Genomic DNA, 23,463 nt, shown 5'->3' with positions numbered 1-23,463 from the left:
GCAATCTGCCACCGCGACAGACCGGCGGCAAGCCGCCGGCCTTGGGCCAGAATGGTGCGGTGCACTGACGGTAGGATCAGCCCTGCAACAGGCCGATAATGTCGCGTACCGTCTTCATGGTGGTCTCAGCCAGCGCGCCGGCGCGTTCGCCGCCGTCTCTCAGCACCGCGTCGACATAGGCGCGGTCGCCCTCGATACGGCGCATCTCGCCGGCGATCGGCGCCAGTTTTTCCACGGCAAGGTCGGCGAGCGCCGGCTTGAACACGGAAAACTGCTGGCCGCCGAATTCCTTCAGCACGTCCGCCTTCGACATCTCGGCCAGCCCGGCATAGATGCCGACCAGGTTTTCCGCTTCCGGGCGGCTTTCCAGTCCGTCGACTTCGCTTGGCAACGCTTCCGGGTCGGTCTTGGCCTTGCGGATCTTCTTCGAGATGGTGTCGGCATCGTCGGTCAAATTGATGCGCGACAGGTCGGACGGGTCCGACTTCGACATTTTCTTCGAACCGTCGCGCAGGCTCATGATGCGCGCCGCCGGCCCGCCGATCACCGGTTCGGTTATCGGGAAGAACCCGTTTACCGTCTCCTCGCCAACCTGCATCTCGACGCCGACGCCAAGACTGGCGATGCGGCTCGAAAAATCATTATTGAACTTTTGCGCGATGTCGCGGGTCAGCTCCAGATGCTGCTTTTGGTCCTCGCCCACCGGCACATGGGTCGCGCGGTAGAGCAGGATGTCGGCCGCCATCAGCGAGGGATAGGCAAGCAGGCCCAGCGAGGCGTTCTCGCGGTCCTTGCCGGCCTTGTCCTTGAACTGCGTCATCTTGTTCATCCAGCCGATGCGCGCCACGCAATTGAAGATCCAGGCAAGCTCGGCATGCTGCATCACCCGCGACTGGTTGAAGACGATGTGCTTCTTCGGGTCGATGCCGGAGGCAAGGAAGGCCGCGGTAATCGAGCGGGTCTGGTCGGCGAGGTCGTCATGGACGAGTTGTGCCGTCAGCGAATGCAGGTCGACGACGCAATAGATGCAGTCTGACGTGTCCTGCAGGGCGACGAATTTCTTGATGGCGCCGAGATAGTTGCCGAGATGCAGATTGCCGGTCGGCTGTACCCCGGAAAAGACGAGCTGTTTGAAGGCGGTCATGGGTTCCTCATGGCTTGTGGAGGGCCGTATAAGCGTGATTCCGAAAAGTTGCAGACTTTTCGGAGCCAATCACGCGGCTGGAAACCACGCGCGGCGAAAGTCTTGCGACGGCGCGCTTATGGACGAAGGGGCGGAGAGGATCAAGACCGATGTTGCTGTTAGCTCGCCCGGACTATTCGTCCAGATCGGCCTTTGGCGCTGGCGCCGCTGCCTTGCCCGAGCCGCGTTTCACATTGCGCCGGATCATTCCGAAATCGGCGCCGCCGGTGGCGAAAGCCGTGACGAAGTAGAGCAGCGCCCCGCCGGCTACCAATGAGAGAAGCGTCACGGCCTTGATCACCAGTGGCGAGCCGGGGCCGAGCCTGACGGCCAGCCAGTGCTCGGCGAAATAGAGCGCCACCGCCATCACCGCAGCCGACAGCACCAGGCGCGGAATGCGCTTCAGCAATGGCACGTCGCGGCCCCAATGGCCGCGTCGGATCAGCACGGCGAGCAGCATCACAGCGTTGACCCAGCCGGCCACGGCCGAGGCCACCGCAATGCCGGGCGCGCCCATGCTCGGGAACAGCGTCAGTGCCGTGATCACGTTCACGCCGACCGAAATGGCGGCGAACATCATCGGCGTGCGCGTATCCTCGCGGGCGAAATAGCCGGGAGTGAAGGCCTTGATCAGCACGAAGGCCGGCAGGCCGAGGCCGAAAATCGCCAGGATCGCGGCCACGGTCGGCGTCGAGCCGTTGGCGGCGAAGGCGCCGCGCTCATAGACCAGCCGCACGATCGGCTCCGCCATTACCCAAAGGGCCGCCGCCGCCGGCAAGGTCATGAACAGCGTGAACTCGACCGAGCGGTTCTGCAGATTGGCCGCCTCGACCAGATTGCCCGATTTCAGCGCCCGCGACAGCTCCGGCAACAGCACGATGGCGACGGCAACGCCGACGACGCCGAGCGGCAGCTGGTAGATGCGGTCGGCGTAAGCAAGCGAGGACACGGCGCTGTCCTGCGCCGACGCGATCGCCGTGCCGATCAGCTGGTTGATCTGGGTGATGCCGCCGGTGATCGCCGCCGGCAGCGCCAGGATCAGCAGGCGCTTGACGTTGGGCGTCATCTTCGGCCGGCGAAAACCGATGGCGATGCCGGCATTGCGCACAGCCACCCAGACAATGGCGAGCTGTACCAGCCCCGCCGCCAGCACGCCCCAGGACAGGCTGAAACCGACCTCACGGGCATCCATGCCGTGGTACCAGGCGTAGCCGAGCACGCTAATCAGGATGATGTTGAGGAATGCGGGCGCCACGGCAGCCGCGAAATAGCGGCGCAGCGAATTCAGCATGCCGGCCATCATGGCTGCGAGCGACATGCAGATGAGATACGGGAACATGATCGTCGCCAGCAGGACGGTCGTCTCGAATTTGCCCGGCGTGTCGGCAAAGCCCGGCGCCACGAGATAGCGCACGATCAGCGGCATCGCCAATTCCATGACGATGGTCAGCGCCAGAAGTGCGGTGAACAGGACGCCGAACACTTCCTCCGAAAAGCGCTTGGCGCCGTCGGTGCCGTGAGTCTCGATCTCCTTGGCAAACAGCGGCACGAAAGCGGCGTTGAAGGCGCCTTCGGCAAACAGCCGGCGAAACGTGTTGGGAAACTGAAAGGCGGCGTTGAAGGCGTCCGCCACCGGCCCGGTGCCGAGTGCGGCCGCCATCAGCATTTCGCGGCCAAAGCCAAGGGCGCGGCTCATCAGCGTGCCGGACGCAACCGTGGCGAATTTCTTGACGAGGCTCATGCGCGGGGAGATTGCCTGGATGATTGGGACAAAGGGGGTGATTGGGACAAAGTGATGGTCACTCGGCCGCCGCCTTGGCCTTGCCGCCGCGCTCTGGGACAACGCCTTCAAGCGCCGCGATCAGCCTGGCGTGGATGGTGGCGGTGCGTGCCGGGTTGTCGATCTTCTGCCCCGTAAGGTCGGTGACATAGAAAGTGTCGATCACCTTCTCGCCGAAGGTGGTGATGTGAGCCGAGGCGATGTCGAGCGAGAGATCGGACAACGCACTGGTGATTTCCGACAACAGCCCAGGCCGGTCCAGTCCCTCGACCTCGATCACCGAAAACCGGTTCGACAGCGTGTTGCGGATTTCGGCGCGCGGCGGAATCTTGAACACCTTGGCGCCGCGCCGCGGCCGGGTGCGCTTCTCGATCATCTCCGGCAGCCAGCTCTTGCCCGACAGCACGTCCTCGATCAGCCGGCCGACGCGCTCGGCGCGACGGCGCTCATCTTCATCGCGGTCGAATTCCCGTGAGATCAGGATGATGTCCAGCGCGCGGCCGTCGGACGTGGTGAAGATCTGCGCGTCGACGATGTTGCCGCCGGCGCCGGCACAGGCGCCGGCAATAACCGAAAGCAGGCGCGGATGGTCCTGCGCCAGCACGGTGATCTCGGTCACCGCCTCGAATTGGTGGGTCCTGACCACGGTGGCGAGCTTCTTGCCTGCCGCGTCGGCTTCGCGAATGAATTCGGCATGGCGCAGCTGATCGGGGAGGTCGACCGTCAGCAGATAGTTCTCGTAATGCAGGCCGACATAGCGCTTGCGGGCCTTGTCCGGCCAATCGGCCAGCGCCTCGGCCAGCCGCTCGCGCGCCGCCGCCGTCCGCTTGGCGCGCGACACTTCCGAGAAGCCGCCGGTCAAAAGCAGTTCGGTCTCGTAGTAGAGCGTGCGCAGGAGCTGGCCCTTCCAGCCGTTCCACACGCCCGGCCCGACACCCCTGATGTCGCAGACGGTCAGGATCAACAGCATTTTTAGCCGCTCAACCGATTGCACGATCGAGGCGAAATCCTCGATCGTCTTGCGGTCGTTGAGGTCGCGCGTCTGCGCCGTCATCGACATCACCAGATGGTTCTCGACCAGCCAGGCGACTGTCTCGGTGTCGGCCGCCGACAGCCCCATATGCGGGCAGATGCGGCGCGCGATCCGGGCGCCGGCCTCTGAGTGATCCTCCGGCCGGCCCTTGGCGATGTCGTGCAGCAGCACCGCGACATAGAGCGCCTCGCGGCTCTTCTCTAGCCCCGGCATCAGCGTGTGCGAGAGCGGATGCACCTTTTCGCCGTCGCCGCGCTCGATCTCGGCCAAGACGCCGATGCAGCGGATCAGGTGCTCGTCCACCGTATAGTGGTGGTACATCGAGAACTGCATCATGGCGACTATTCTGCCGAAATCGGGGATCAGCCTGCCGAGCAGGCCGGCCTCGTTCATGCGCCGCAAATTAAGCTCGGCATTGCGGTCCGAGGTCAGGATGTCGAGGAACAGCCGGTTGGCCTCCTCGTCGCGCCGCAGCGACTTGTTGACCAGACCGAGCGAGCGGGTGAGCAGCTTCAGCGCATCGGGATGGAACTCCAGCCCGTGCTTGTCGGCGAACCAGAACAGCCTGAGCAGATTGACCGGGTCGCGCTCGAACACGCTGTCGTCGGCGACGTTGATGCGGTGATTGTCGACAATGAAGTCCGACGTGCCTGCCAGCTTGCGCTTGCGGCGCTGGAAGGTGAGGAAGATGCGGTTGAAGCCGGGCACATGCTTGGCCTGCTCTTCCTCGAGCGCGGCGCAGAAGATGCGGGTGAGGTCGCCGACATCCTTGGCGACGAGGAAGTAATGCTTCATGAAGCGCTCGACCGCCGACAGACCGGGATGGGTGGTGTAGCCGAGACGTTCGGCAATCTCGCGCTGGATATCGAAATGCAGCCGTTCCTCTGGCTTGCCGGTGAGGAAATGCATGTGGCAGCGCACCGCCCACAGGAAGTCTTCGGCCTTCTGGAATTCGCGGTACTCGGCCTCGGTGAAGACACCTTTCTCGACCAATTCCTCGCCGGTGCGCACGCGATAAAAATACTTGGCGATCCAGAACAGCGTCTGCAAATCGCGCAGGCCGCCCTTGCCGTCCTTGACGTTGGGCTCGACCAGATAGCGGCTTTCGCCGGCCTTGGCATGGCGATCGTCGCGTTCGGCGAGCTTGGCCTGCACATATTCCGGTCCGGTGGTGCGCACCACTTCATGGTCGAAGCGGGTGAGCAATTCGTCGAAGAGCTTCTGTTCGCCCCACAGGAACCGCGCTTCCAGGATCGTGGTGCGGATGGTGATATCGCTGCGCGATAGCCTGAGACACTCGTCGATGTTGCGGGTGGCGTGGCCAACCTTCAACCCGAGGTCCCACAGCATATAGAGCATATATTCGACGATCTGTTCGCCCCACGGCGTCTGCTTGTAGGGCAGCAGGAACAACAGGTCGATGTCGGAGCCCGGCGCCAGCGTGCCGCGGCCATAGCCGCCGACGGCAACGACCGCCATGCGCTCTGCGGTCGAGGGGCTTTTCACCCGGTAGACGTGGGTCGCGGCGAACTCGTAGAGGGCGCGGATGATCTCGTCCATCAGATGCGACAGCCGGGCGGCGCAGGCCGTGCCGCTGCCATCGTCCATCAGCATGCGCTCGGCAACCTTGCGGCCCTCGGTCAGCCGATCCTTCAGCAGCCGGAGCGCGCCGACGCGCGCGCCGGGCTCGATGCCGCTGGCCGCCGAGATCAGCGCCGTCATGTCGCGGCGCAAAGCCTCGCTGTCGATCAGCGCGTCGAGCTTGAGGGAGATTTTTGCCATGGATTGCCGGTGGGCCTCGCCTTTGCGCGGCGTCTATAGCGCGTTTTCACGGCGCTGTGTATGGGGCGGACGGACGCGTCGGCCGCGATACCAGAAAGGGATGATCATCTCGCGCCGGAGCCGGAAGAGATCGGCGATCTGCCGCGTCAACCGCCTGGTCTCGATCCTTACCTTGGCGGTGATTGGCCTGGGGCGCCGTTTACCTATCCCGCTTGCCACCCATTCCTCTGTTCGCTCCTGCTTGAGCAGGCTTGGCAATCTCACCGGACTGTCGCCGAGGAATTGTGCCTGCAGGCACAATGCTGGGACGAGTTGGTAAATGACCTTGTCGGACGAGGTCGCAAAACGCGGATTGAAGATGAGGTGATCGACGGGAATGCTGATCTCATTCGTTGCCGCAAGAAGGTCCCGCGCGGCCTGTCTGGACAGGATGTATCCCGCCGTACCGATATGGAGCCCGTGCAGTCTGCTCGCGGAAAAACCGTGGCCGCAGGCGACTTGCTTCCGTGAAATTACGGTTCGGTTGAAGAACGTTTCCAACTTGACGATGTCCGCATCAGCGGGAATCCAGCCCGCATCGGCAAGCAAAGCACCGGCTTTGTCCGGGAAAACGACATCGTCCTCGAAAATCGCCGCGTAAGCATCCTCACCTGCAGCGATCATCGACCAACACTGTTGGTGGCTGAGCAGGCAGGCGATCTCGGCGTCGGCCAGGCGCAAATGCTTCTTGCCCTGCGGCATTTCGGCCAGATCCGGCCGATCTCGCGCATCGATGGCGGCGACCCGCTCGAAGGCGATGCCGATGCGCGCGAACTCCGCCGTTACATGGGCGAGGCGATCGCGGGACCGATCGAGATTGATAATCAGGCATTTCATTTGGGTGGGATCGATGCAGTGGGACGCGCGTCCATAGCATGGGAACAAAGTTGCGTAAGCGATTTTCCCTCGATGTGCGCGATGACGGCCACGATCGAAAAGTGGAAATCGCCCCTTGACCTTCCAGTTACTGGAAGCACTACCTCCTCACCCAGACAGATATAAGGCACTTTTCGATGGCGCATTCCGAGCATCACCACCACGCGCACGCGGCCGATGGCAGCTGTTGTGCGGCAAAGGCTGCTGAGCCGGCCGCCGAAGCCGTGGTGCGCGATCCGGTCTGCGGCATGAGCGTCGATCCGGCCGCGGGCAAGCCGACGGCCGAGCATGGCGGCCGTCTCTTTCACTTCTGCAGCGAGGGTTGCCGTACGAAATTCGTCGCCGGGCCCGAAAAATACCTGACCGCCACCGACCCCGTCTGTGGCATGAGTGTCGACCGCGCTACCGCCAGGCATTTTTTCCGCCACGAAGGCCAGGGTTTCTATTTCTGCTCGGCCGGCTGCCAGGCGAAGTTCGAGGCCGAGCCACAAAAATATCTCGGCGACAGGCCGGCGGCGTCGCCGGTGCCGAAAGGCACGCAATACACCTGCCCGATGCACCCCGAAGTGATAAGAGACAAGCCCGGCTCCTGCCCGATCTGCGGCATGGCGCTTGAGCCGATGGGCGTTCCCACTGGCGATGAGGGCCCGAACCCCGAACTGGTAGACTTCACCAGACGGTTCTGGGTCAGCGCGGTGCTGTCCGTGCCGCTGCTGATCGTTGCCATGGCGCCGATGCTCGGCCTGACGTTCCAGGCGTTTGTCGACGGGCGGACGATGGTGTGGCTGGAACTGGCGCTGGCGAGCCCCGTCGTGCTGTGGGCGGCATTCCCGTTCTTCCATCGCGGCTGGGAGTCGCTGGTCAACCGCAGCCCCAACATGTGGACGCTGATCTCGCTCGGTGTGGGTGCGGCCTACCTCTACAGTGTCGTCGCCACGCTGTTTCCCAACATCTTTCCGCATCAGTTCCGTGGCCATGGCGGCACCGTCCCGGTCTATTTCGAGGCAGCTTCCGTCATCGTCGCGCTGGTATTCCTCGGTCAGGTGCTCGAATTGCGGGCGCGCGAAAAGACCGGCTCGGCCATCCGTGCGCTGCTCGACCTGGCGCCGAAGACGGCAAGGCTGATCGGGGAGGACGGCTCCGAGACCGACGTGCCGCTCGATGCGGTCAAGACCGGCGACCACCTGCGCCTCCGTCCAGGCGACGCCGTGCCGGTCGACGGCATCGTAACGGAAGGCCGTTCCTCCATCGACGAATCGATGATCTCGGGCGAGCCGCTGCCGGTCGAAAAAACGAAAGGCGATGCCTTGACCGGCGGCACGCTCAACAAGAACGGTTCGCTGATCATGCGCGCCGAAAAGGTCGGCTCCGAAACGACGCTTTCGCGCATCGTCGAGCTGGTCGCAAAGGCGCAGCGTTCGCGCGCGCCGATTCAAGGTCTGGCCGATCGCGTCTCCTTCTACTTCGTGCCGGCCGTCGTGCTGGTCGCGCTCGCGGCCTTTGTCGCCTGGGCGATCCTCGGTCCCGAACCCAGCTTGATCTTTGCCATCGTCTCGGCGGTCTCGGTGCTGATCATCGCCTGCCCCTGCGCGCTCGGCCTGGCGACGCCGATGTCGATCATGACCGCCACCGGGCGCGGGGCGCACGCGGGCGTGCTGATCAAGGACGCGGCCGCGCTTGAGCGCTTCGCTTCCGTCGACACGTTGATCGTCGACAAGACCGGCACCTTGACCGAAGGCAAGCCTCGCTTGACCGATGTCGTCGCTGCCGAAGGCCTGTCTGAGAATGTATTGCTGGCGCTCGCCGCCGGCCTGGAAAAAGGCTCGGAGCATCCGCTGGCCGAGGCCATTGTCGGCGGCGCCGGCGAACGCGGCCTGACACTCGTTGAGGCCGGCGGCTTCGACGCCGTCACCGGCAAGGGCGTATCCGGCACGGTGTCTGGCAGGAAGGTTTCGCTCGGCAACGCCGCCATGATGGCCGATGTCGGCATCGACACCGCTTCCCTGTCGGCCAGGGCCGAGGCGCTGCAGGCAGAAGGCAAGACGGCGATGTTCGTTGCGGTGGACAAAAGACTGGCCGGCATTGTCGCGGTCGCCGATCCGGTCAAGGCAACGACAGCCGAGGCGATCAGGGCGCTGCACGACAGAGGCTTGCGGATCATCATGGCGACCGGCGACAATGAACGCACGGCGCGCGCCATCGCCAAAAGCCTTGGCATTGACGAGGTGCGCGCCGGCCTTCTGCCGGAACAAAAAGCAGCCCTTGTCGAGGAGTTGCGTGCGAAAGGTGCCGGCATCGCCATGGCCGGCGACGGCGTCAACGACGCGCCGGCCCTGGCCAGCGCCGATGTCGGCATCGCCATGGGCACCGGCGCCGATGTCGCTGTCGAGAGCGCCGGCATTACGCTGGTCAAGGGCGATCTCAACGGCATCGTCAGGGCGCGAACGCTCGCACAGGGGACGATCCGCAACATCCGCCAGAATCTGTTTTTCGCCTTCCTGTACAATGTGCTTGGCGTGCCGGTTGCCGCCGGCGTGCTCTATCCGCTCACCGGCACGCTTTTGTCGCCGATGCTGGCGGCGGCGGCCATGAGCCTGTCTTCGGTTTCGGTCATCGCCAACGCATTGCGGCTGCGGACGTTGAAACTCTGAGCAAAGCCCCCAGATACGAATTTCAATCAACAGGAGATCATGGATGACCTTGGCTAAGAAAATCGTGCTTTTGATGATGGCGGCGGGAATGCTGCTTGCCGTTTTCCTCGAAAGCGTCCCGGCGCAATCCGAAGAGATGAAACACGACATGGGCGCGATGGGCGCGCAAGGTCCTTCGACCGACGGCTACAAGGCGGCGATGGACAAGATGCACACCGACATGATGATCGAATATTCCGGCAATGCCGATGTCGATTTCGTGCGCGGCATGATCCCGCATCATCGGGGCGCGATCGACATGGCCAAGGTGGAACTCGCCAATGGCAAGGATCCCGAAATCCGCAAGCTGGCCGAAGATGTCATCGCCGCGCAGGAAGCCGAGATCGCCAAGATGCAGGCCTGGCTCGCCGCCCATCCGGCGAAGTAAGGCAGCAACGGCCATGCCGGAGAGATCCATTCTGGATTTCTCTCCGTGGTTGTGATGCCATTCACATCGATTACACGGCGCCAGGAGCCCACATGCCATCGACGATAAGAGCCACCACGCTGCCTTCGGGCGAGGCCGTCCAGGTGCTGGGACAGGGCACATGGAAGATGGGCGAAGATTCCCGCCGCCGCGCCGCGGAGGTCAATGCCCTGAAGCTCGGGCTGGACCTCGGCATGACGTTGATCGACACCGCTGAAATGTATGCCAGCGGCGGCGCCGAGGAGGTGGTGGCGGAAGCCATTGCCGGGCGTCGCGACGAACTCTTTCTTGTCTCCAAGGTATTGCCGTCCAATGCCTCGCGCGCCGGCGTGGCGCGGGCCTGCGAAAACAGCTTGAAGCGCCTGCGCACCGACCGCATCGATCTCTATCTCCTGCATTGGCCGGGCAGTGTGCCTCTAGGCGAAACGGTCGACGCTTTCGAGGCGTTGAAGAAGGCCGGCAAGATCTGTCACTGGGGCGTCAGCAATTTCGACACCGACGAAATGGAGGAGCTGACCGGCCTGTCGTCTGGAGATCATGTCCAGACCAACCAGGTACTCTACAATCTGTCGCGGCGCGGCCCCGAATTCGATCTCGCACCGTGGAGCCGGCAGCGCGGCATCCCGCTGATGGCCTATTCGCCGGTCGAGCAGGGCGCGCTGGCGCGCAATTCCAGGCTGGAAACCATCGCCGCCCGCCACAACGCCACGGCAGCACAGATCGCGCTTGCCTGGGTGATGGCGCAGCCCGGTGTCATCGCCATCCCGAAGGCGAGTAGCCAGGAGCATGTCCGCCAGAATTTTGCCGCGCTCGACATCGAGCTGGCGGCCGAAGACCTCGCCGAACTCGACCGCGCCTTTCCACCGCCGACGCGCAAGCGCGGGCTGGAGATGATCTAGATTGGAACGGGTTTCGGCCGGGTATCATCATACGGCGTATAGAGTCGGAGCCATGACGGTCACGTCGCTGCGCGACGGTTACGTCGACATGCCAATCAGGCGGCTGCGCCAGCCCGGAGACCGGACATTCGGTGACAACCTGCCCTCGCATGTACCGCTCGTCGACGGTGCGCTCAGGCTGTCGGTCAACGCCTTCGCCATCGATGACGGCGACGACATCACGCTGATCGACACAGGGGCTTCGAACGCCTGGCACCCGACAATGGGGCACCTGCCCGAGGCGCTGCGCGAGGCGAAGATCGCCACCGACCGGATTCGGACTGTTGCTTTCACCCACACCCATCTCGACCATATACACGGGCTCATCCTTGCCGATGGTGGCGACGGCTTCCCGCAGCTCTCTCGCCTGCTTGTCCCGCGCGCTGAGCTCGGCATGTTTCGCGACGTGGCGAGGCTGGAACGCTTCCACGATCGCGCCCAGCCTCTCGATGCTGGACAGCGCGTCAGCGCTGACATCGATACGATCGGCTCCGCTGGCCATGAAGCCGGCCACACTTGCTTTCGCGTTGTGAGCGCAGGCGAAACACTGTTGATCTGGGGCGACATCGTACATGTGCCGTCGCTTCAATTCGATCGACCCGAGATCACGTGGGAATTCGACGCAGACCAGCAGCAGGCGAGGGCAAGCCGGTTGCAAATGCTGGCGCTTGCGGCCAACAACGACTGCTACGTTGCCGGCGCGCATCTTGATTCGCCCGGCGTCGGCCGGGTTTTTCGAACCGAGACGGCTTTCCGCTTCGAGCCCTTGTAGCACTCTAGCCGAGCGCCGCCCGCGCCCGTCGCAACGCGCGCGAAAACACTGCGGTGTCGTCGAAGGCGCGCGCCAGCGTGAGCGCGCCCTGGATGGCGCCGACCGTTTCTTCGGCGAGTTCGTCTGCTTTGGCCGGGCTGTGTCCGACACGAGTCAGCGCCTCGGCAAGATGCGCTACCCAGCGGCCAAAATAGCTTTTGATCGCCTTGGCGAAGAGATCGCGCGATTCGTCCAGCGCAATGGCGCCGATCAGGCAGACCCGACGGCCTGAGCGGAAATAGCTGTCGGTCGCCTTCAGCATGCGCTCGATGCCGGCGTGTGGGTCAGCATGGTCCTGCAGCGGCACGAAGACATTCTCCTCGAACCAGCCATCTATATGGGCAATGACAGCCGCCGCCATCTCTTCCTTGCCGCCGGGGAAGAAGTGGTAAAGGCTGCCTTTGCCTAAGCCGGTCGCCGCGCCGATCCGCGTCACGCTCGCCCCTTCATAGCCGTGTTCGCGGAAAACCTCGCCGATTATGGAGAGCAAACCGGCGCGATCGGGCGCAATCCTGCGCATGCGCTAGTTTTTCCGCTTTTGAGCATGATCTTTGCCGAAAACCGCGACACAGTTCTAGGGATCATGCTCTAGAGTCCGAGTTCGGTCAGGCCGGGATGGTCGTCGGGCCGGCGGCCGAGCGGCCAGTGATATTTGCGCTCACTCTCGGCGATCGGCAGGTCATTGATGCTGGCAACGCGCCGACGCATCAACCCGGCCGCGTCGAATTCCCAGTTCTCGTTGCCGTAGGAGCGGAACCAGTGGCCGCTGTCGTCGCGCCATTCATAGGCAAAGCGCACCGCGATGCGGTTGTCGGTCCAGGTCCAGACCTCCTTGATCAGCCGGTAGTCGAGCTCGCGCGCCCATTTGCGTGTGAGGAAGGAGACGATCTCATTTCTGCCCGAGACGAACTCGGCGCGGTTGCGCCAGGTGCTGTCCTGCGTATAGGCGAGCGAAACCCGTTCTGGGTCGCGGCTGTTCCAGGCGTCTTCGGCCATGCGCGCCTTCTGCGCGGCGGTCTCGGCGGTGAAGGGCGGCAGCGGCGGACGGCTCATGTCATTCTCCCATCGGGAAAGGCGATGGCGAGCATTGTACCAATCGGTACAATTGATCAAGGCTGAAATCGGACTAGGTTTTCCCCGCGAGCCCCTTCAGCCGGTAGAGTGCTTCCAGCGCCTCGCGCGGCGTCATCTCGTCTGGATTGATCTCACCCAGCGCTGCGCCCAATGCGTCGCTCTTCGCAGGCTTTGCCGCTTCCCGCTTCATTGCCACCGAAAACAGCGGCAGATCGTCGACCAGTCGGTTGGCCTTGCCGGAGACATCGCCTTCCTCGAGTTGATGCAGCACCTCTTTGGCGCGGCCGACCACCGCTTCGGGCAGACCGGCAAGGCGAGCGACCTGAACGCCATAGGAGCGATCGGCGGCACCCTTGCCGACCTCGTGCAGGAAGACCACGTCGCCTTCCCACTCCTTGACCCGCATCGTGACATTGTGCAGTCGCGGCAGCTTGCCGGAGAGTGCCGTCATTTCGTGGAAATGAGTGGCGAAGATCGCCCGGCAGCGGTTCTTCTCGTGCAGATACTCGACTGCCGCCCAGGCGATCGACAGGCCATCGAACGTGGCGGTGCCGCGACCGATCTCGTCCAGGATCACCAGCGCCCGTTCGCCGGCCTGGTTGAGGATCGCCGCCGTCTCTACCATCTCGACCATGAAGGTCGAACGGCCGCGCGCCAGATCGTCCGAGGCGCCGACCCGCGAGAACAGCCGGTCGACAACGCCGATATGGGCCGACGTCGCCGGCACGAAGGAACCGGTTTGGGCGAGGATGGCGATCAGTGCGTTTTGCCGCAGGAAGGTCGACTTACCGCCCATATTCGGACCGGTGAGCAGCCAGATCGCGCCGGCCTTGGCCCCGTCTTGCGGCGACAGATCGCAATCATTGGCGACGAACGGCCCTTCGCCCGAACGCCGCAGCGCCTGTTCCACCACAGGATGGCGCCCGCCCGAAATGTCGAAGGCAAGGCTGGAATCGACCAGCGGCCGGCACCAGGCTTCGCTCTCCGACAACAGCGCGAGCGCCGCCGACACGTCGAGCACGGCGAGCGCATCGGCGCCGGCGCGGATCTTCTGCGCCTCGCCGACCGCCTCAACCGTCAGCGTATCGAAAGCGGCAAGCTCGATGCTCAGCGCCCGGTCGGCGGCATTGGCGATCTTGGTCTCGAGTTCGGCAAGTTCGGTCGTGGTGAAACGCATGGCATTGGCCATGGTCTGGCGGTGGATGAAGCGCGCCTTGGCGCCGTCGCTTCCGGTCATGATCGAATGGTGGTTGGCGGTCACCTCGATGTAGTAACCCAGCACATTGTTGTGCCGGATTTTCAGCGAGCGGATGCCGGTCTCCTCGATCAGCGAGCGCTCCAGTCCGGCGATCACCTTGCGCGATTCGTCGCGCAGCGCCCGCATTTCGTCGAGTTCGGCATGGTAGCCGCCACGCACGAAGCCGCCGTCGCGCCTCAGCAGCGGCAGTTCCTCGCCAAGAGCCTGGGCCAGATGCTTGGCCAGCGCACGCGGCAGCGCCTTTATCGCGGCAAGTGCTTCCGTCAATTCATGGGGCAGCGCTGTTGCGGCGAAGATTTCGGCAATGGCGCCCGCCGCTTCAAAGCCGGCACGCAGCGCGCCGAGGTCGCGCGGGCCGCCGCGGTTGAGCGCCAACCGCGACAGCGCTCGCGGCATGTCGGCGACGCTCTTCAGGCTTGACCGCACCGCCTGGCAGAGCCGCGTCTCGGCGCGGAAGAACGATACCGAATCAAGCCGGGCAGCAATCGCCGCCGGATCGGTCAGCGGCGCCATCAGCCGGTCGGCGAGCAGCCTGGCGCCGCCGCCGGTGACCGTGCGGTCTATAGCCTTGAACAGCGAGCCGTCGCGGCTGCCCGACAGCGTGCGCAACAGTTCCAGATTGCCGCGTGTCGCAGGATCGATGAACAGCGTCGAGCCCTGCTCCTCGCGTTCGGGACGCGACAAAGGCGGCCGCTCGGCCTTCTGCGTCTTTTCGACATAGGCGATGGCGCCCGAGATCGCCGACAATTCGGCGCGCGAGAAGGCACCGAAACTGTCAGGCGTCGCCACTTCGAAGAAGCGCGCGATCCGCCCCGCTGCCGAAGCCGAATCGAAAAGCGACGGCGGCTGCGGGCTGGCGACGCGGCCGATGACGTCGAACACCGGCTTCAGCTCGGGATCGTAAAACACCGGCTCGGCGACGATCAGCTCGCGCGGGTCGACGCGGAAGACATCGGCCAGCAGGCGGTCGGCCGTGGTTTCGGCGACGCGGAAGACGCCTGTCGAGATCTCGATCCAGGCCAGGGCGAAGGCGTCACCGCTGTTGCCGCCCTTCACCCGCCCTAGCGCCATCAGGAAGCTCGATTCCGACGGCGCCAGCAATTTGTCCTCGGTGATGGTGCCGGGCGTCACCAGCCGCACCACGTCACGGCGTACGACCGATTTGCCGCCGCGCTTCCTGGCTTCCGCCGGGTCCTCGACCTGCTCGCAGACGGCGACGCGGAAACCCTGGCCGATCAGCTTCTGCAGATAGTCGTCGGCCGCATGCACCGGCACGCCGCACATCGGAATGTCATGGCCCTGGTGCTTGCCGCGCTTGGTCAGGACGATGCCCAGCGCGCGGCTCGCCTTCTCGGCATCGTCGAAGAACAGCTCGTAAAAATCGCCCATGCGGTAGAACAGCAGCGAGTCTGGGTTCGCCGCCTTGATCTCGATATATTGCTCCATCATCGGCGTGACGCTGCCGACGGGCGCAGGCGGTGTCACCTCGGGGGCGTCGGTTTCTGCTGAAGTGTGCATGTTCATGCCCGCACGCTAGCAGATGTGGGTGCGGGGTTTAATGCCGGCGGCCCGAAAAGCAGGGGACGACCGGCCTCGACGGCGGCTTGTGCTCCCTCTACGCCGGGTGAAGCCGTTGGTTGCTTCGGGCGCCAACCAGACCCTATGATCGCCATGGCGGGGATAAGCGGCATGGATCAGGACAAACAGGAGGCGTTCGAAGAGCTGGTCGGTCCGGCTGGATCGGCGCTTGAGCGCCTGCTGCTGTTGGCGGCGCGGCGCGTCCACCGCACCAAAAGCAAGCTTAGGGGGACAGTGCGCAAGCGCGTCCCCTTCCTCCTGCCGACACGGGGACCGCTGTCCGATCTCGATAGCGGCATCGAGATGTCGCTGCATGTGCTCAGCCGCGACCCGCTGGTGCTCTATGTCCCGATTGGCGGAGCCCGTCCGCTCTATCCGCTGGCGGCCCTTGGCCGGCGCCTGGCGGGACGGCGCGTCACCTTCCTGACGATGCAGACCTGGACCATGGAGCGGCCGGCTGTCATCGCCCGGATGGGCCGCGATCTCGCCTGGTATGCCGGCCGGTTTCCGCTGCACGAAATCATCTTCCTGTGCAACACCGAGGAAGAGCGCCGTCTCGTCGCGGCTGCGGGCGGCAATGCCATCTTCTCCAACCACAATCTGATGGTGTCGGAGGATATATTCCGGCCGCTGCCGGACGTGCCGGTCGAATTCGACGCGGTCTACAATGGCCGCATCTCGCCGATCAAACGCCATCACCTGGCCTTCGACATAGAGCGGCTGGCCCACATCACCTATTCGATCGGCGAATTGCCGCCGGTTGCCGCCCGCGCCTTTGTTCGGCGACTGCAGGCGCGTTCGCCGCTCCACCAGATCGCCAATCCGCTCGTCGACGGCTGGCCGGGCAAGCTGACGGCGCAACAGGTCAACCACGTCTACAACCAGGCCGCCGTCGGGCTGTGCCTGTCGGCCGTGGAAGGAGCGATGTACTCCTCGATGGAATATCTGATGGCCGGCCTGCCGATCGTCAGTACGCCGAGCCTTGGCGGTCGCGACGTCTATTTCGATCCGGATTATTGCATCGTCGCCGATCCGGAACCGGCTGCCATTCGCCGCGCCGTCGAGACGCTGCGAGATCGTGCCATACCGCGTCAGCACATCCGCCGCCGCACGCTGGAGAAGGTTCACGCCCAGCGCATCGAACTCATGGCGTTCCTGACTGCATTGCTGCGGCGCAAGGGAAGCCGTGCGCCACCCATCGAGACGTGGCCTTTCCCCGGCACAGACGGCATGATGCGACGGGGAACGGTGCGCGAAATCGCTGCCTTCGTCAGCGAGCCAGAGCCGACGTGACGCCGTTCGACCTCGGGAGATTTCGCTGCGGGCGTGAAGATCGCTTGGCGATTTACAGCGGTGGCGTGTAGCCTTGATCCAGAAGTTTCAAAAACACGCACCCGTCTCAAGGGGGCGACACCGGCGAGGAATTCAAAAGCATCATGGCCAAGAAAACCGAAAATAGCGGCCCCTCCGTCAGCGCCGAGGAGGCGCTGGAATTCCACGCCATGGGCCGCCCCGGCAAGCTGGAGATCGTCGCCACCAAGCCGATGGCGACGCAGCGCGATCTGAGCCTCGCCTATTCGCCGGGTGTCGCGGTTCCTGTGCTGGCCATCGCCGAAGACCCCAGCCGCGCCTTCGACTACACGACGCGCGGCAACATGGTCGCCGTCATCTCCAACGGCACCGCCATTCTCGGCCTCGGCAATCTCGGCGCGTTGGCCTCCAAGCCGGTGATGGAAGGCAAGGCGGTGCTGTTCAAGCGCTTCGCCGATGTCGATTCCATCGATCTCGAGGTCGACACCGAGGATGCCGACGAATTCATCAATTGCGTGCGCTTTCTCGGCCCGTCCTTCGGCGGCATCAACCTGGAAGACATCAAGGCGCCGGAATGCTTCATCATCGAGCAGCGCCTGCGTGAATTGATGGACATCCCGGTCTTCCATGACGACCAGCACGGCACCGCCATCATCTCGGCCGCCGGGCTGATCAACGCGCTGGAGATCACCGGCCGCGACATGAAGACCACGAAAATGGTCTGCAACGGCGCCGGCGCCGCCGGCATCGCCTGCATCGAACTGATGAAGGCGATGGGCTTTGCCCCCGAGAACATCATCCTGTGCGACACCAAGGGCGTCGTCTACCAGGGCCGCACCGAAGGCATGAACCAGTGGAAGTCGGCGCATGCGGTCAAGACCGACACGCGCAGCCTGGCCGAGGCGCTGGACGGCGCCGACGTCTTCCTCGGCCTGTCGGCCAAGGGCGCATTGACCACCAAGATGGTGCAGTCGATGGCCAAGAACCCGATCATCTTCGCCATGGCCAATCCCGACCCGGAGATCACGCCGGAGGAAGTGGCCGAAATCCGCACCGACGCCATCATGGCCACCGGGCGTTCGGACTACCCCAACCAGGTCAACAATGTGCTGGGCTTCCCCTACATCTTCCGCGGTGCGCTGGATGTCAGGGCCACCACCATCAATGACGACATGAAGATCGCCGCAGCGAGAGCGCTGGCCGACCTGGCGCGCAAGGACGTGCCCGATGATGTCGCCGCCGCCTATCAGGGCAACCGGCCGAAATTCGGCCCCAACTACATCATCCCGGTGCCGTTCGATCCGCGCCTGATCTCGGCCATCCCGCTCGCTGTGGCCAAGGCGGCGATGGAGTCAGGCGTCGCCCGCAAGCCGATCCTCGACCTCGACCGCTACGCGCAGGAACTGTCGGCCCGCCGCGACCCGATCGCCTCGACCTTGCAGCGCATCTACGACCGCGTCCGCCGCCAGCCCAAGCGCATCGTCTTTGCCGAGGGCGAGGAAGAACAGGTGATGCGCGCCGCCGTCTCCTATGTGAACCAGAAGCTCGGCACCGCGATCCTGCTCGGCCGCGACGATGTCATCAAGGAAAACGCCAGGCACGCCGGCATCGACCTCAACAAGCAAGGCATCGAGATCATCAATGCCAGGCTGTCGCGCCGCAACGGCATCTATACCGATTATCTCTACGAGCGCATGCAGCGCAAAGGCTTCCTGTTCCGCGACTGCCAGCGGCTGATCAACAACGACCGCAACCATTTCGCCGCCTGCATGGTGGCGCTGGGCGATGCCGACGGCATCGTCACCGGCGTCACCCGCAACTATTCCACGGCGCTCGACGATATCCGCCGCGTCATCGACGCCAAGCCCGGCCACCGCGTCATCGGCGTCTCCATCGTGCTCGCGCGGGGCAAGACAGTCCTCGTCGCCGACACCGCCGTGCACGACATGCCCAATGCCGAGCAGATCGCCGATATCGCCGAGGAGGCCGCGGGCTTCGCCCGCCGCATGGGCTACGAGCCGAGGCTCGCCATGCTTGCCTATTCGACCTTCGGCCACCCGCAGGGCGAACGTTCCGAGCGCGTGCAGGAAGCGGTGCGCATCCTCGACAAGCGCCGCGTCGATTTCGAATATGACGGCGAGATGGCCGCCGACGTGGCGCTCAACGCCCGCGCCATGGCCCAGTACCCGTTCATCCGGCTGACCGGCCCTGCCAATGTGCTGATCATGCCGGCGTTCCACTCGGCCTCGATCTCGACCAAGATGCTGCAGGAACTCGGCGGCTCCACCGTCATCGGCCCGCTGCTGGTCGGCCTCAACAAGCCGGTCCAGATCGTCTCGCTCAACGCCAAGGATTCGGACATCGTCAACATGGCTGCGATCGCGGCCTATAGCGCGGGAGCCTGATTCGCGGCAAAATCGCCAACCCATAAGAGATTGATAATATTCGGCTGCTATAGGGAACGTTCTCGCCCCCTATGGCCTTATGGCATTGGCGGCGCGCTCAGACCGCCAAAACGGGGGTGCGGCCATGAAGCATGACACGGCATCTGTGGTCGGCCACGGGGTCTACCACGACGAGCGGCTGGACGCGCTGCTCAGCATCACCGGCCGCATGGACGGTTATCTCTACCGTTGCCGCAACGATGCGTCCTACACCATGCTCTACATCAGCGACGGCATTTTCACCGTCAGCGGTTATCGGCCGAGCGACTTCATTCAAAATGCCGTGCGCGACTATGTCTCGGCCATCCACCCGGATGATCTCGCTGCCGTCTATGCCGCCGTCGATACCGCGCTCGAGGCGCGCTGCAACTGGAACGTCGACTACCGCATCGTGCCGCAGGTCGGCGAGCCGCTCTGGGTCCGCGAGATCGGCGGCGGCGTCTGGGACGAGGCCGGCGAACTGGAATTCCTGGAAGGTTTCGTCGTCGACATCAGCGACCGCAAGGTCGTCGAGGATCTCAACGCCGAGCTGCTGCTCGAACTCAAGGCCGCCAATGAGGAACTCTCCGTACAAAAGCGCGAGATCGAGCTGGCCAAGCAGCACAGCGACCACTCGGCCAACCACGATGCATTGACCGGCCTGCCCAACCGGCGCGCCTTTCACAACGAGCTGAGGTCGGTGATCGACCGCTGCGACAGCACCGGCCAGGCGGCCGGCCTGCTGTTCATCGACCTCGATAGGTTCAAGAAGGTCAACGACACGCTCGGCCACGAGGCCGGCGACGCGCTGCTGCAGGAGGTGGCGGGTCAGCTTCGCACCATCCTGCGCAGCGCTGATTTCGTGGCGCGGCTCGGTGGAGACGAGTTCGCATTCCTGTTTTCAGGAGAGGCTAGCCGGGCCCGACAGAAGGCCGTGGGCGTCGCCGAACGTATCCTGGAAAAGCTGCGGATCAAGGTGCCGACGCCGAATGGTGCCATCCATGTTGGTTGCACCGTTGGCGTCGCCATCTACCCGGCGGAAGCGTCCGATTCGGAGGCGCTGATAACGCTCGCCGACCGACTGATGTACATCGGCAAAAAGAGCGGCCGCAACCGGCTGGTCACCGCCGGGGCTTTGGAACCCGGGCCTACGTCCGACGGCCTTCGCCGCACCGCCTGAGCGGAGCGCCGGACAGCCTGAACCGGCGGGCACCCTCATCTGGCTGGGCGCTGCGCGCCGAAAGATGGCCCTACAGCAACCCCGCCAGTTGGGCCGCGCTGCGCAAATTCTGCCGCGGCCTTGGCCCAAGCTGCTGGATCACCAGCCCGGCGGCTAGCGAGCCGAGATCGCCGCAATCCTTCAGGCTGCGCCCGCTCGTATAGCCATAGAGGAAACCGGCGGCGTAGAGGTCGCCGGCGCCAGTGGTGTCGACCAGTTCGCGGATCGTCGTCGCCTGGATGGTGACGGTCTCGTCGCCGCGCACGATCACTGAGCCTTTTTCGGAGCGGGTGACGGCGGCAATCTTGCAGTCCTTGCGGATAGCCGCCAGCGCCTCGTCGAAGGATTTTGTCTGGTAGAGCGACTTGATCTCGTGGCTGTTGGCAAAGACGATGTCGACAGTGCCCGAGCGCATCAGCTCGAGGAACTCGTCCCGGTAGCGGTCGACGCAGAACGAATCCGACAACGTCATCGACACTTCGCGCCCGGCCTCGTGTGCGAGCTTCGCCGTCTGCCGGATCGCCTCCTTGGCGCGCGGCGGATCCCACAGATAGCCCTCGAAATAGGTAACCTTGGCGCCGGATGCCTTGTCGGCCTCGACGTCTTCCGGGCCGAGTTCGACGCAGGCGCCGAGATAGGTATTCATCGAACGCTCGCCATCGGGGGTGACGAATATCATCGAGCGCGCCGTCGGCGGCTGTCCCTCAAGCGGCCTGGTGTCGAAGGCAACGCCCTGGGCATGGATGTCATGGGCGTAGATTTCGCCGAGCGGATCGTTCGACACCTTGCCGAAGAAGGCGGCGCGGCCGCCGAAGCTGGCGACGCCCGCCGCCGTGTTGCCGGCGCTGCCGCCCGAGGCCTCGATCGCCGGCCCCATGCGGCTGTAGAGCAGCTCGGCGCGCTTGGTGTCGATGAGGTTCATCGCACCCTTGATGATGCCGTTGGTCTCGAGAAAAGCGTCGTCGCACTGGGCGATGATGTCGACAATGGCATTGCCGATGCAAAGCACGTCAAAATCCGGCATCAATGTCTCCGCCTCGGAACCTGCCGGCTTTCTGCCGCGCCCGGGCGGGTCTACAGCATCACCCCGAAAAATGGCAACCGATTTCCATCCTTTGCCGGCCCAAGCCGGCGCGCGCGCCTGGGACGAGGCTCCATCACAGTTCGACCGTGGCCGAAGCATCTGACCGCCGGGTCGCCTACAAGCTTGGCCTCAAATCAAGCGCTGGAAGCACCCGCATGCAAGCAAAGACCGACATGACCACCGAACTGGCGCTGCTTGGCGTGCTGGCCGCCCTGTGGGGCGCGTCCTATACCTTCATCAAGATCGGTGTCGAGACGATCCCGCCGATATCCTTCATCGCTGCCCGCACCTTGATTGCCGGCGCCATCCTGCTCGCGCTGATCCGCTGGCGCGGCCTCGCCATGCCCAAGGACAGCGCGACCTTGTGGCGGTTCATGGTCCAGGCCTGCCTCAACAGCGTCGTGCCATTCACGCTGATCGCCGCCGCCGAGCGCTCCATCGACGCCGGCCTCGCCACCATTCTCAACGCGACCTCGCCGATCTTCACCTTCCTGCTGACCGCGCTTATCACCCGCCATGAATCCGTGACCGCACGCAAGCTGTTCGGTGTCGGTGCCGGCATTGCCGGCATTTGCCTGATCGTCGGCACCCAGGCGCTTGGCGGGCTCGGCCATCAATTGTGGGCGCAGCTTGCCGTCATTGCCGCCACGGTCTGCTATGCCGGCGCCGCCATTTTCGGCCGCGGCTTTAGGGGACTCGACCCGATGCTGCCGGCCGCCGGCTCGATGCTGTGCGGCGCGGTCATCCTCGTCCCCTTGAGCCTGGCCTTCGACCGCCCGTGGACCCTGTCGCCTTCAATGGCGTCGATACTGGCCTTGTTGGCATTGTCGGTGTTCTCCACGGCGCTGGCCTTCTGCATCTTTTTCCGCCTCATCCACACGCTTGGTTCGGTCGGCACGACGTCGCAGGCCTATCTGCGCGTGCCGATCGGCGTCGGCATCGGCGTCGTGTTCCTCGGCGAGAGCCTTGGGCCGACAGCTTTCTGGGGCATGGGCTGCGTCGTCGCCGGCGTTGCGGCAATGACCATCCCAGCCCGCTCCCGGGCGCTGGCGCGCTAGATCGTGATGAGATTTGGTTGAAATCTCATCATGATCTAACCCTTTGTTGAAGCATGATCTTTTCCAAAAACCGGTACCCACTTTTTGGGATCATGCTCTAGTTCCCGTCCGGAATTGCGCCCGCTCCAGCAGGCTTGCGGCTGACAGGGTCTCAGCCTATGTCGGAGATATCCGTTCGTTCCTGGGGGTGAAACGCCGTGATCTTCAACGCTGCCCGCGCCGCCTTCAGCCGGCTGTTTTCTCCCGAATTCCGCGCGGTTTTCCTGAAGACGCTGGGCTTGACCGTCCTGGCGCTGGTCGCGTTGTGGTTCGTCTTGACCGGGCTTGTCGATTGGCTGGCCCTGCCATGGGTTCACTCCTTGCTGCCCGGCCTGCCGTCCTGGGCCGGATGGCTGAGCGGCATCATCGCTGCCATCGCGCTTGCCTTCGGGATGGCGCTGCTGATCGCGCCGGTGACGGCAATCGTGGCGGGCCTGTTTCTCGAAGACATCGCCGAAGTGGTCGAGCGCACCGACTATCCGGCCGATCCCGTCGGACGCGCCATGCCGGCGCTGCGCTCGCTCGTGTTGTCGGTGAAATTCTTCGGCGTTGTCATCCTGGGCAACATCGTCGCCCTGCTGCTTCTGTTGGTTCCGGGCGTCAACATCGCCGCCTTCTTCATCGTCAACGGCTATCTGCTGGGACGTGAATTCTTCGAATTCGCCGCCATGCGCTTCCGCCCGGAAGACGAGGCGAGGGCGTTGCGCCGGAAACATGCCGGCACCGTGTTTCTGGCCGGGCTGCTCATTGCCGCCTTTCTCGCCGTGCCCCTGCTCAACCTGCTGACGCCGCTCTTTGCCGCCGCCATGATGGTGCATCTGCACAAGGCGGTCGGCGCGCGGGAGAGCGCCGGGCGATAG

At 64.2% G+C, this 23,463-nt stretch carries 17 protein-coding genes; 9 read left to right on the top strand and 8 right to left on the bottom strand.

From position 1 onward, the window contains the following. Window positions 1–76 precede the first annotated feature (76 nt). The 4 genes from trpS to NLY43_RS15600 all read right to left on the bottom strand — a co-directional run bounded on the left by trpS (window position 77) and on the right by NLY43_RS15600 (window position 6,654). Complete coding sequence (gene trpS, locus NLY43_RS15615; RefSeq protein WP_023672858.1) at window positions 77–1,144, bottom strand: tryptophan--tRNA ligase; 1,068 nt, start codon at window positions 1,142–1,144, stop codon at window positions 77–79. A gap of 172 nt (window positions 1,145–1,316) precedes the next feature. After that, a complete protein-coding gene (gene murJ, locus NLY43_RS15610) occupies window positions 1,317–2,924 on the bottom strand; it encodes a murein biosynthesis integral membrane protein MurJ (RefSeq protein WP_023712866.1) in 1,608 nt (535 codons plus the stop codon). 58 nt (window positions 2,925–2,982) lie between these two features. After that, window positions 2,983–5,778, bottom strand: a complete 2,796-nt coding sequence (locus tag NLY43_RS15605) for a [protein-PII] uridylyltransferase (RefSeq protein ID WP_023690023.1) — start codon at window positions 5,776–5,778, stop codon at window positions 2,983–2,985. A gap of 33 nt (window positions 5,779–5,811) precedes the next feature. After that, window positions 5,812–6,654, bottom strand: a complete 843-nt coding sequence (locus NLY43_RS15600; RefSeq protein WP_023685136.1) for a glycosyltransferase family 25 protein — start codon at window positions 6,652–6,654, stop codon at window positions 5,812–5,814. A 176-nt stretch (window positions 6,655–6,830) separates the two neighbouring features. Between NLY43_RS15600 and NLY43_RS15595 the strand changes: the two genes are divergently transcribed. From NLY43_RS15595 to NLY43_RS15580, 4 genes are all read left to right on the top strand, one after another. Beyond that, window positions 6,831–9,344 (top strand): heavy metal translocating P-type ATPase, encoded by a 2,514-nt coding sequence (locus NLY43_RS15595; protein ID WP_023712865.1) that lies wholly within the window; start codon window positions 6,831–6,833, stop codon window positions 9,342–9,344. Window positions 9,345–9,387: 43 nt separating this feature from the next. Further along, the gene (copM, locus tag NLY43_RS15590) at window positions 9,388–9,771 is read left to right on the top strand and encodes a CopM family metallochaperone (RefSeq protein WP_023685134.1); all 384 of its coding nucleotides are present in this window, start codon (window positions 9,388–9,390) and stop codon (window positions 9,769–9,771) included. A gap of 92 nt (window positions 9,772–9,863) precedes the next feature. Next, a complete protein-coding gene (locus tag NLY43_RS15585) occupies window positions 9,864–10,709 on the top strand; it encodes an aldo/keto reductase (protein ID WP_023712864.1) in 846 nt (281 codons plus the stop codon). A 52-nt stretch (window positions 10,710–10,761) separates the two neighbouring features. Next, window positions 10,762–11,520, top strand: a complete 759-nt coding sequence (locus NLY43_RS15580; RefSeq protein WP_023698948.1) for an MBL fold metallo-hydrolase — start codon at window positions 10,762–10,764, stop codon at window positions 11,518–11,520. A gap of 4 nt (window positions 11,521–11,524) precedes the next feature. Here the strand turns inward: NLY43_RS15580 and NLY43_RS15575 are convergent, their stop codons facing one another. The 3 genes from NLY43_RS15575 to mutS form a co-directional block, all read right to left on the bottom strand. Then, window positions 11,525–12,079: a TetR/AcrR family transcriptional regulator gene (locus NLY43_RS15575; RefSeq protein ID WP_023712863.1), complete on the bottom strand. Its 555-nt coding sequence runs from the start codon at window positions 12,077–12,079 to the stop codon at window positions 11,525–11,527. 68 nt (window positions 12,080–12,147) lie between these two features. Continuing rightward, window positions 12,148–12,612 carry a nuclear transport factor 2 family protein gene (locus NLY43_RS15570; protein WP_023712862.1) on the bottom strand — a complete coding sequence of 155 codons (465 nt, stop codon included), beginning with the start codon at window positions 12,610–12,612 and terminating at the stop codon, window positions 12,148–12,150. 73 nt (window positions 12,613–12,685) lie between these two features. Further along, complete coding sequence (gene mutS, locus NLY43_RS15565) at window positions 12,686–15,415, bottom strand: DNA mismatch repair protein MutS (RefSeq protein WP_023712861.1); 2,730 nt, start codon at window positions 15,413–15,415, stop codon at window positions 12,686–12,688. Window positions 15,416–15,580: 165 nt separating this feature from the next. Between mutS and NLY43_RS15560 the strand changes: the two genes are divergently transcribed. From NLY43_RS15560 to NLY43_RS15550, 3 genes are all read left to right on the top strand, one after another. Next, entirely contained in the window at window positions 15,581–16,762 is a 1,182-nt protein-coding gene (locus tag NLY43_RS15560; protein ID WP_031200463.1) for a glycosyltransferase family protein, read from the top strand. Between the two features lie 143 nt (window positions 16,763–16,905). Then, complete coding sequence (locus NLY43_RS15555; RefSeq protein ID WP_023685127.1) at window positions 16,906–19,185, top strand: NADP-dependent malic enzyme; 2,280 nt, start codon at window positions 16,906–16,908, stop codon at window positions 19,183–19,185. 124 nt (window positions 19,186–19,309) lie between these two features. Beyond that, complete coding sequence (locus NLY43_RS15550; RefSeq protein WP_023712860.1) at window positions 19,310–20,383, top strand: sensor domain-containing diguanylate cyclase; 1,074 nt, start codon at window positions 19,310–19,312, stop codon at window positions 20,381–20,383. A gap of 70 nt (window positions 20,384–20,453) precedes the next feature. On the opposite strand, the gene NLY43_RS15545 is transcribed toward NLY43_RS15550, so the two are convergent. After that, window positions 20,454–21,446, bottom strand: coding sequence for an adenosine kinase (locus NLY43_RS15545; RefSeq protein ID WP_023692653.1), 993 nt, complete (start codon window positions 21,444–21,446; stop codon window positions 20,454–20,456). A gap of 215 nt (window positions 21,447–21,661) precedes the next feature. Here NLY43_RS15545 and NLY43_RS15540 point away from each other — a divergent pair, with 215 nt between their 5' ends. Beyond that, complete coding sequence (locus NLY43_RS15540; RefSeq protein ID WP_023690035.1) at window positions 21,662–22,564, top strand: DMT family transporter; 903 nt, start codon at window positions 21,662–21,664, stop codon at window positions 22,562–22,564. A gap of 197 nt (window positions 22,565–22,761) precedes the next feature. Continuing rightward, window positions 22,762–23,463 (top strand): sulfate transporter family protein, encoded by a 702-nt coding sequence (locus NLY43_RS15535; protein ID WP_023690036.1) that lies wholly within the window; start codon window positions 22,762–22,764, stop codon window positions 23,461–23,463.

Origin of the sequence: Mesorhizobium sp. C416B, from assembly GCF_030323165.1 — a bacterium.
Taxonomy (GTDB): Bacteria; Pseudomonadota; Alphaproteobacteria; order Rhizobiales; family Rhizobiaceae; genus Mesorhizobium.
The sequence above is the reverse complement of the archived record's forward strand: the minus strand, read 5'-3'. Positions and strand labels throughout refer to the sequence as shown.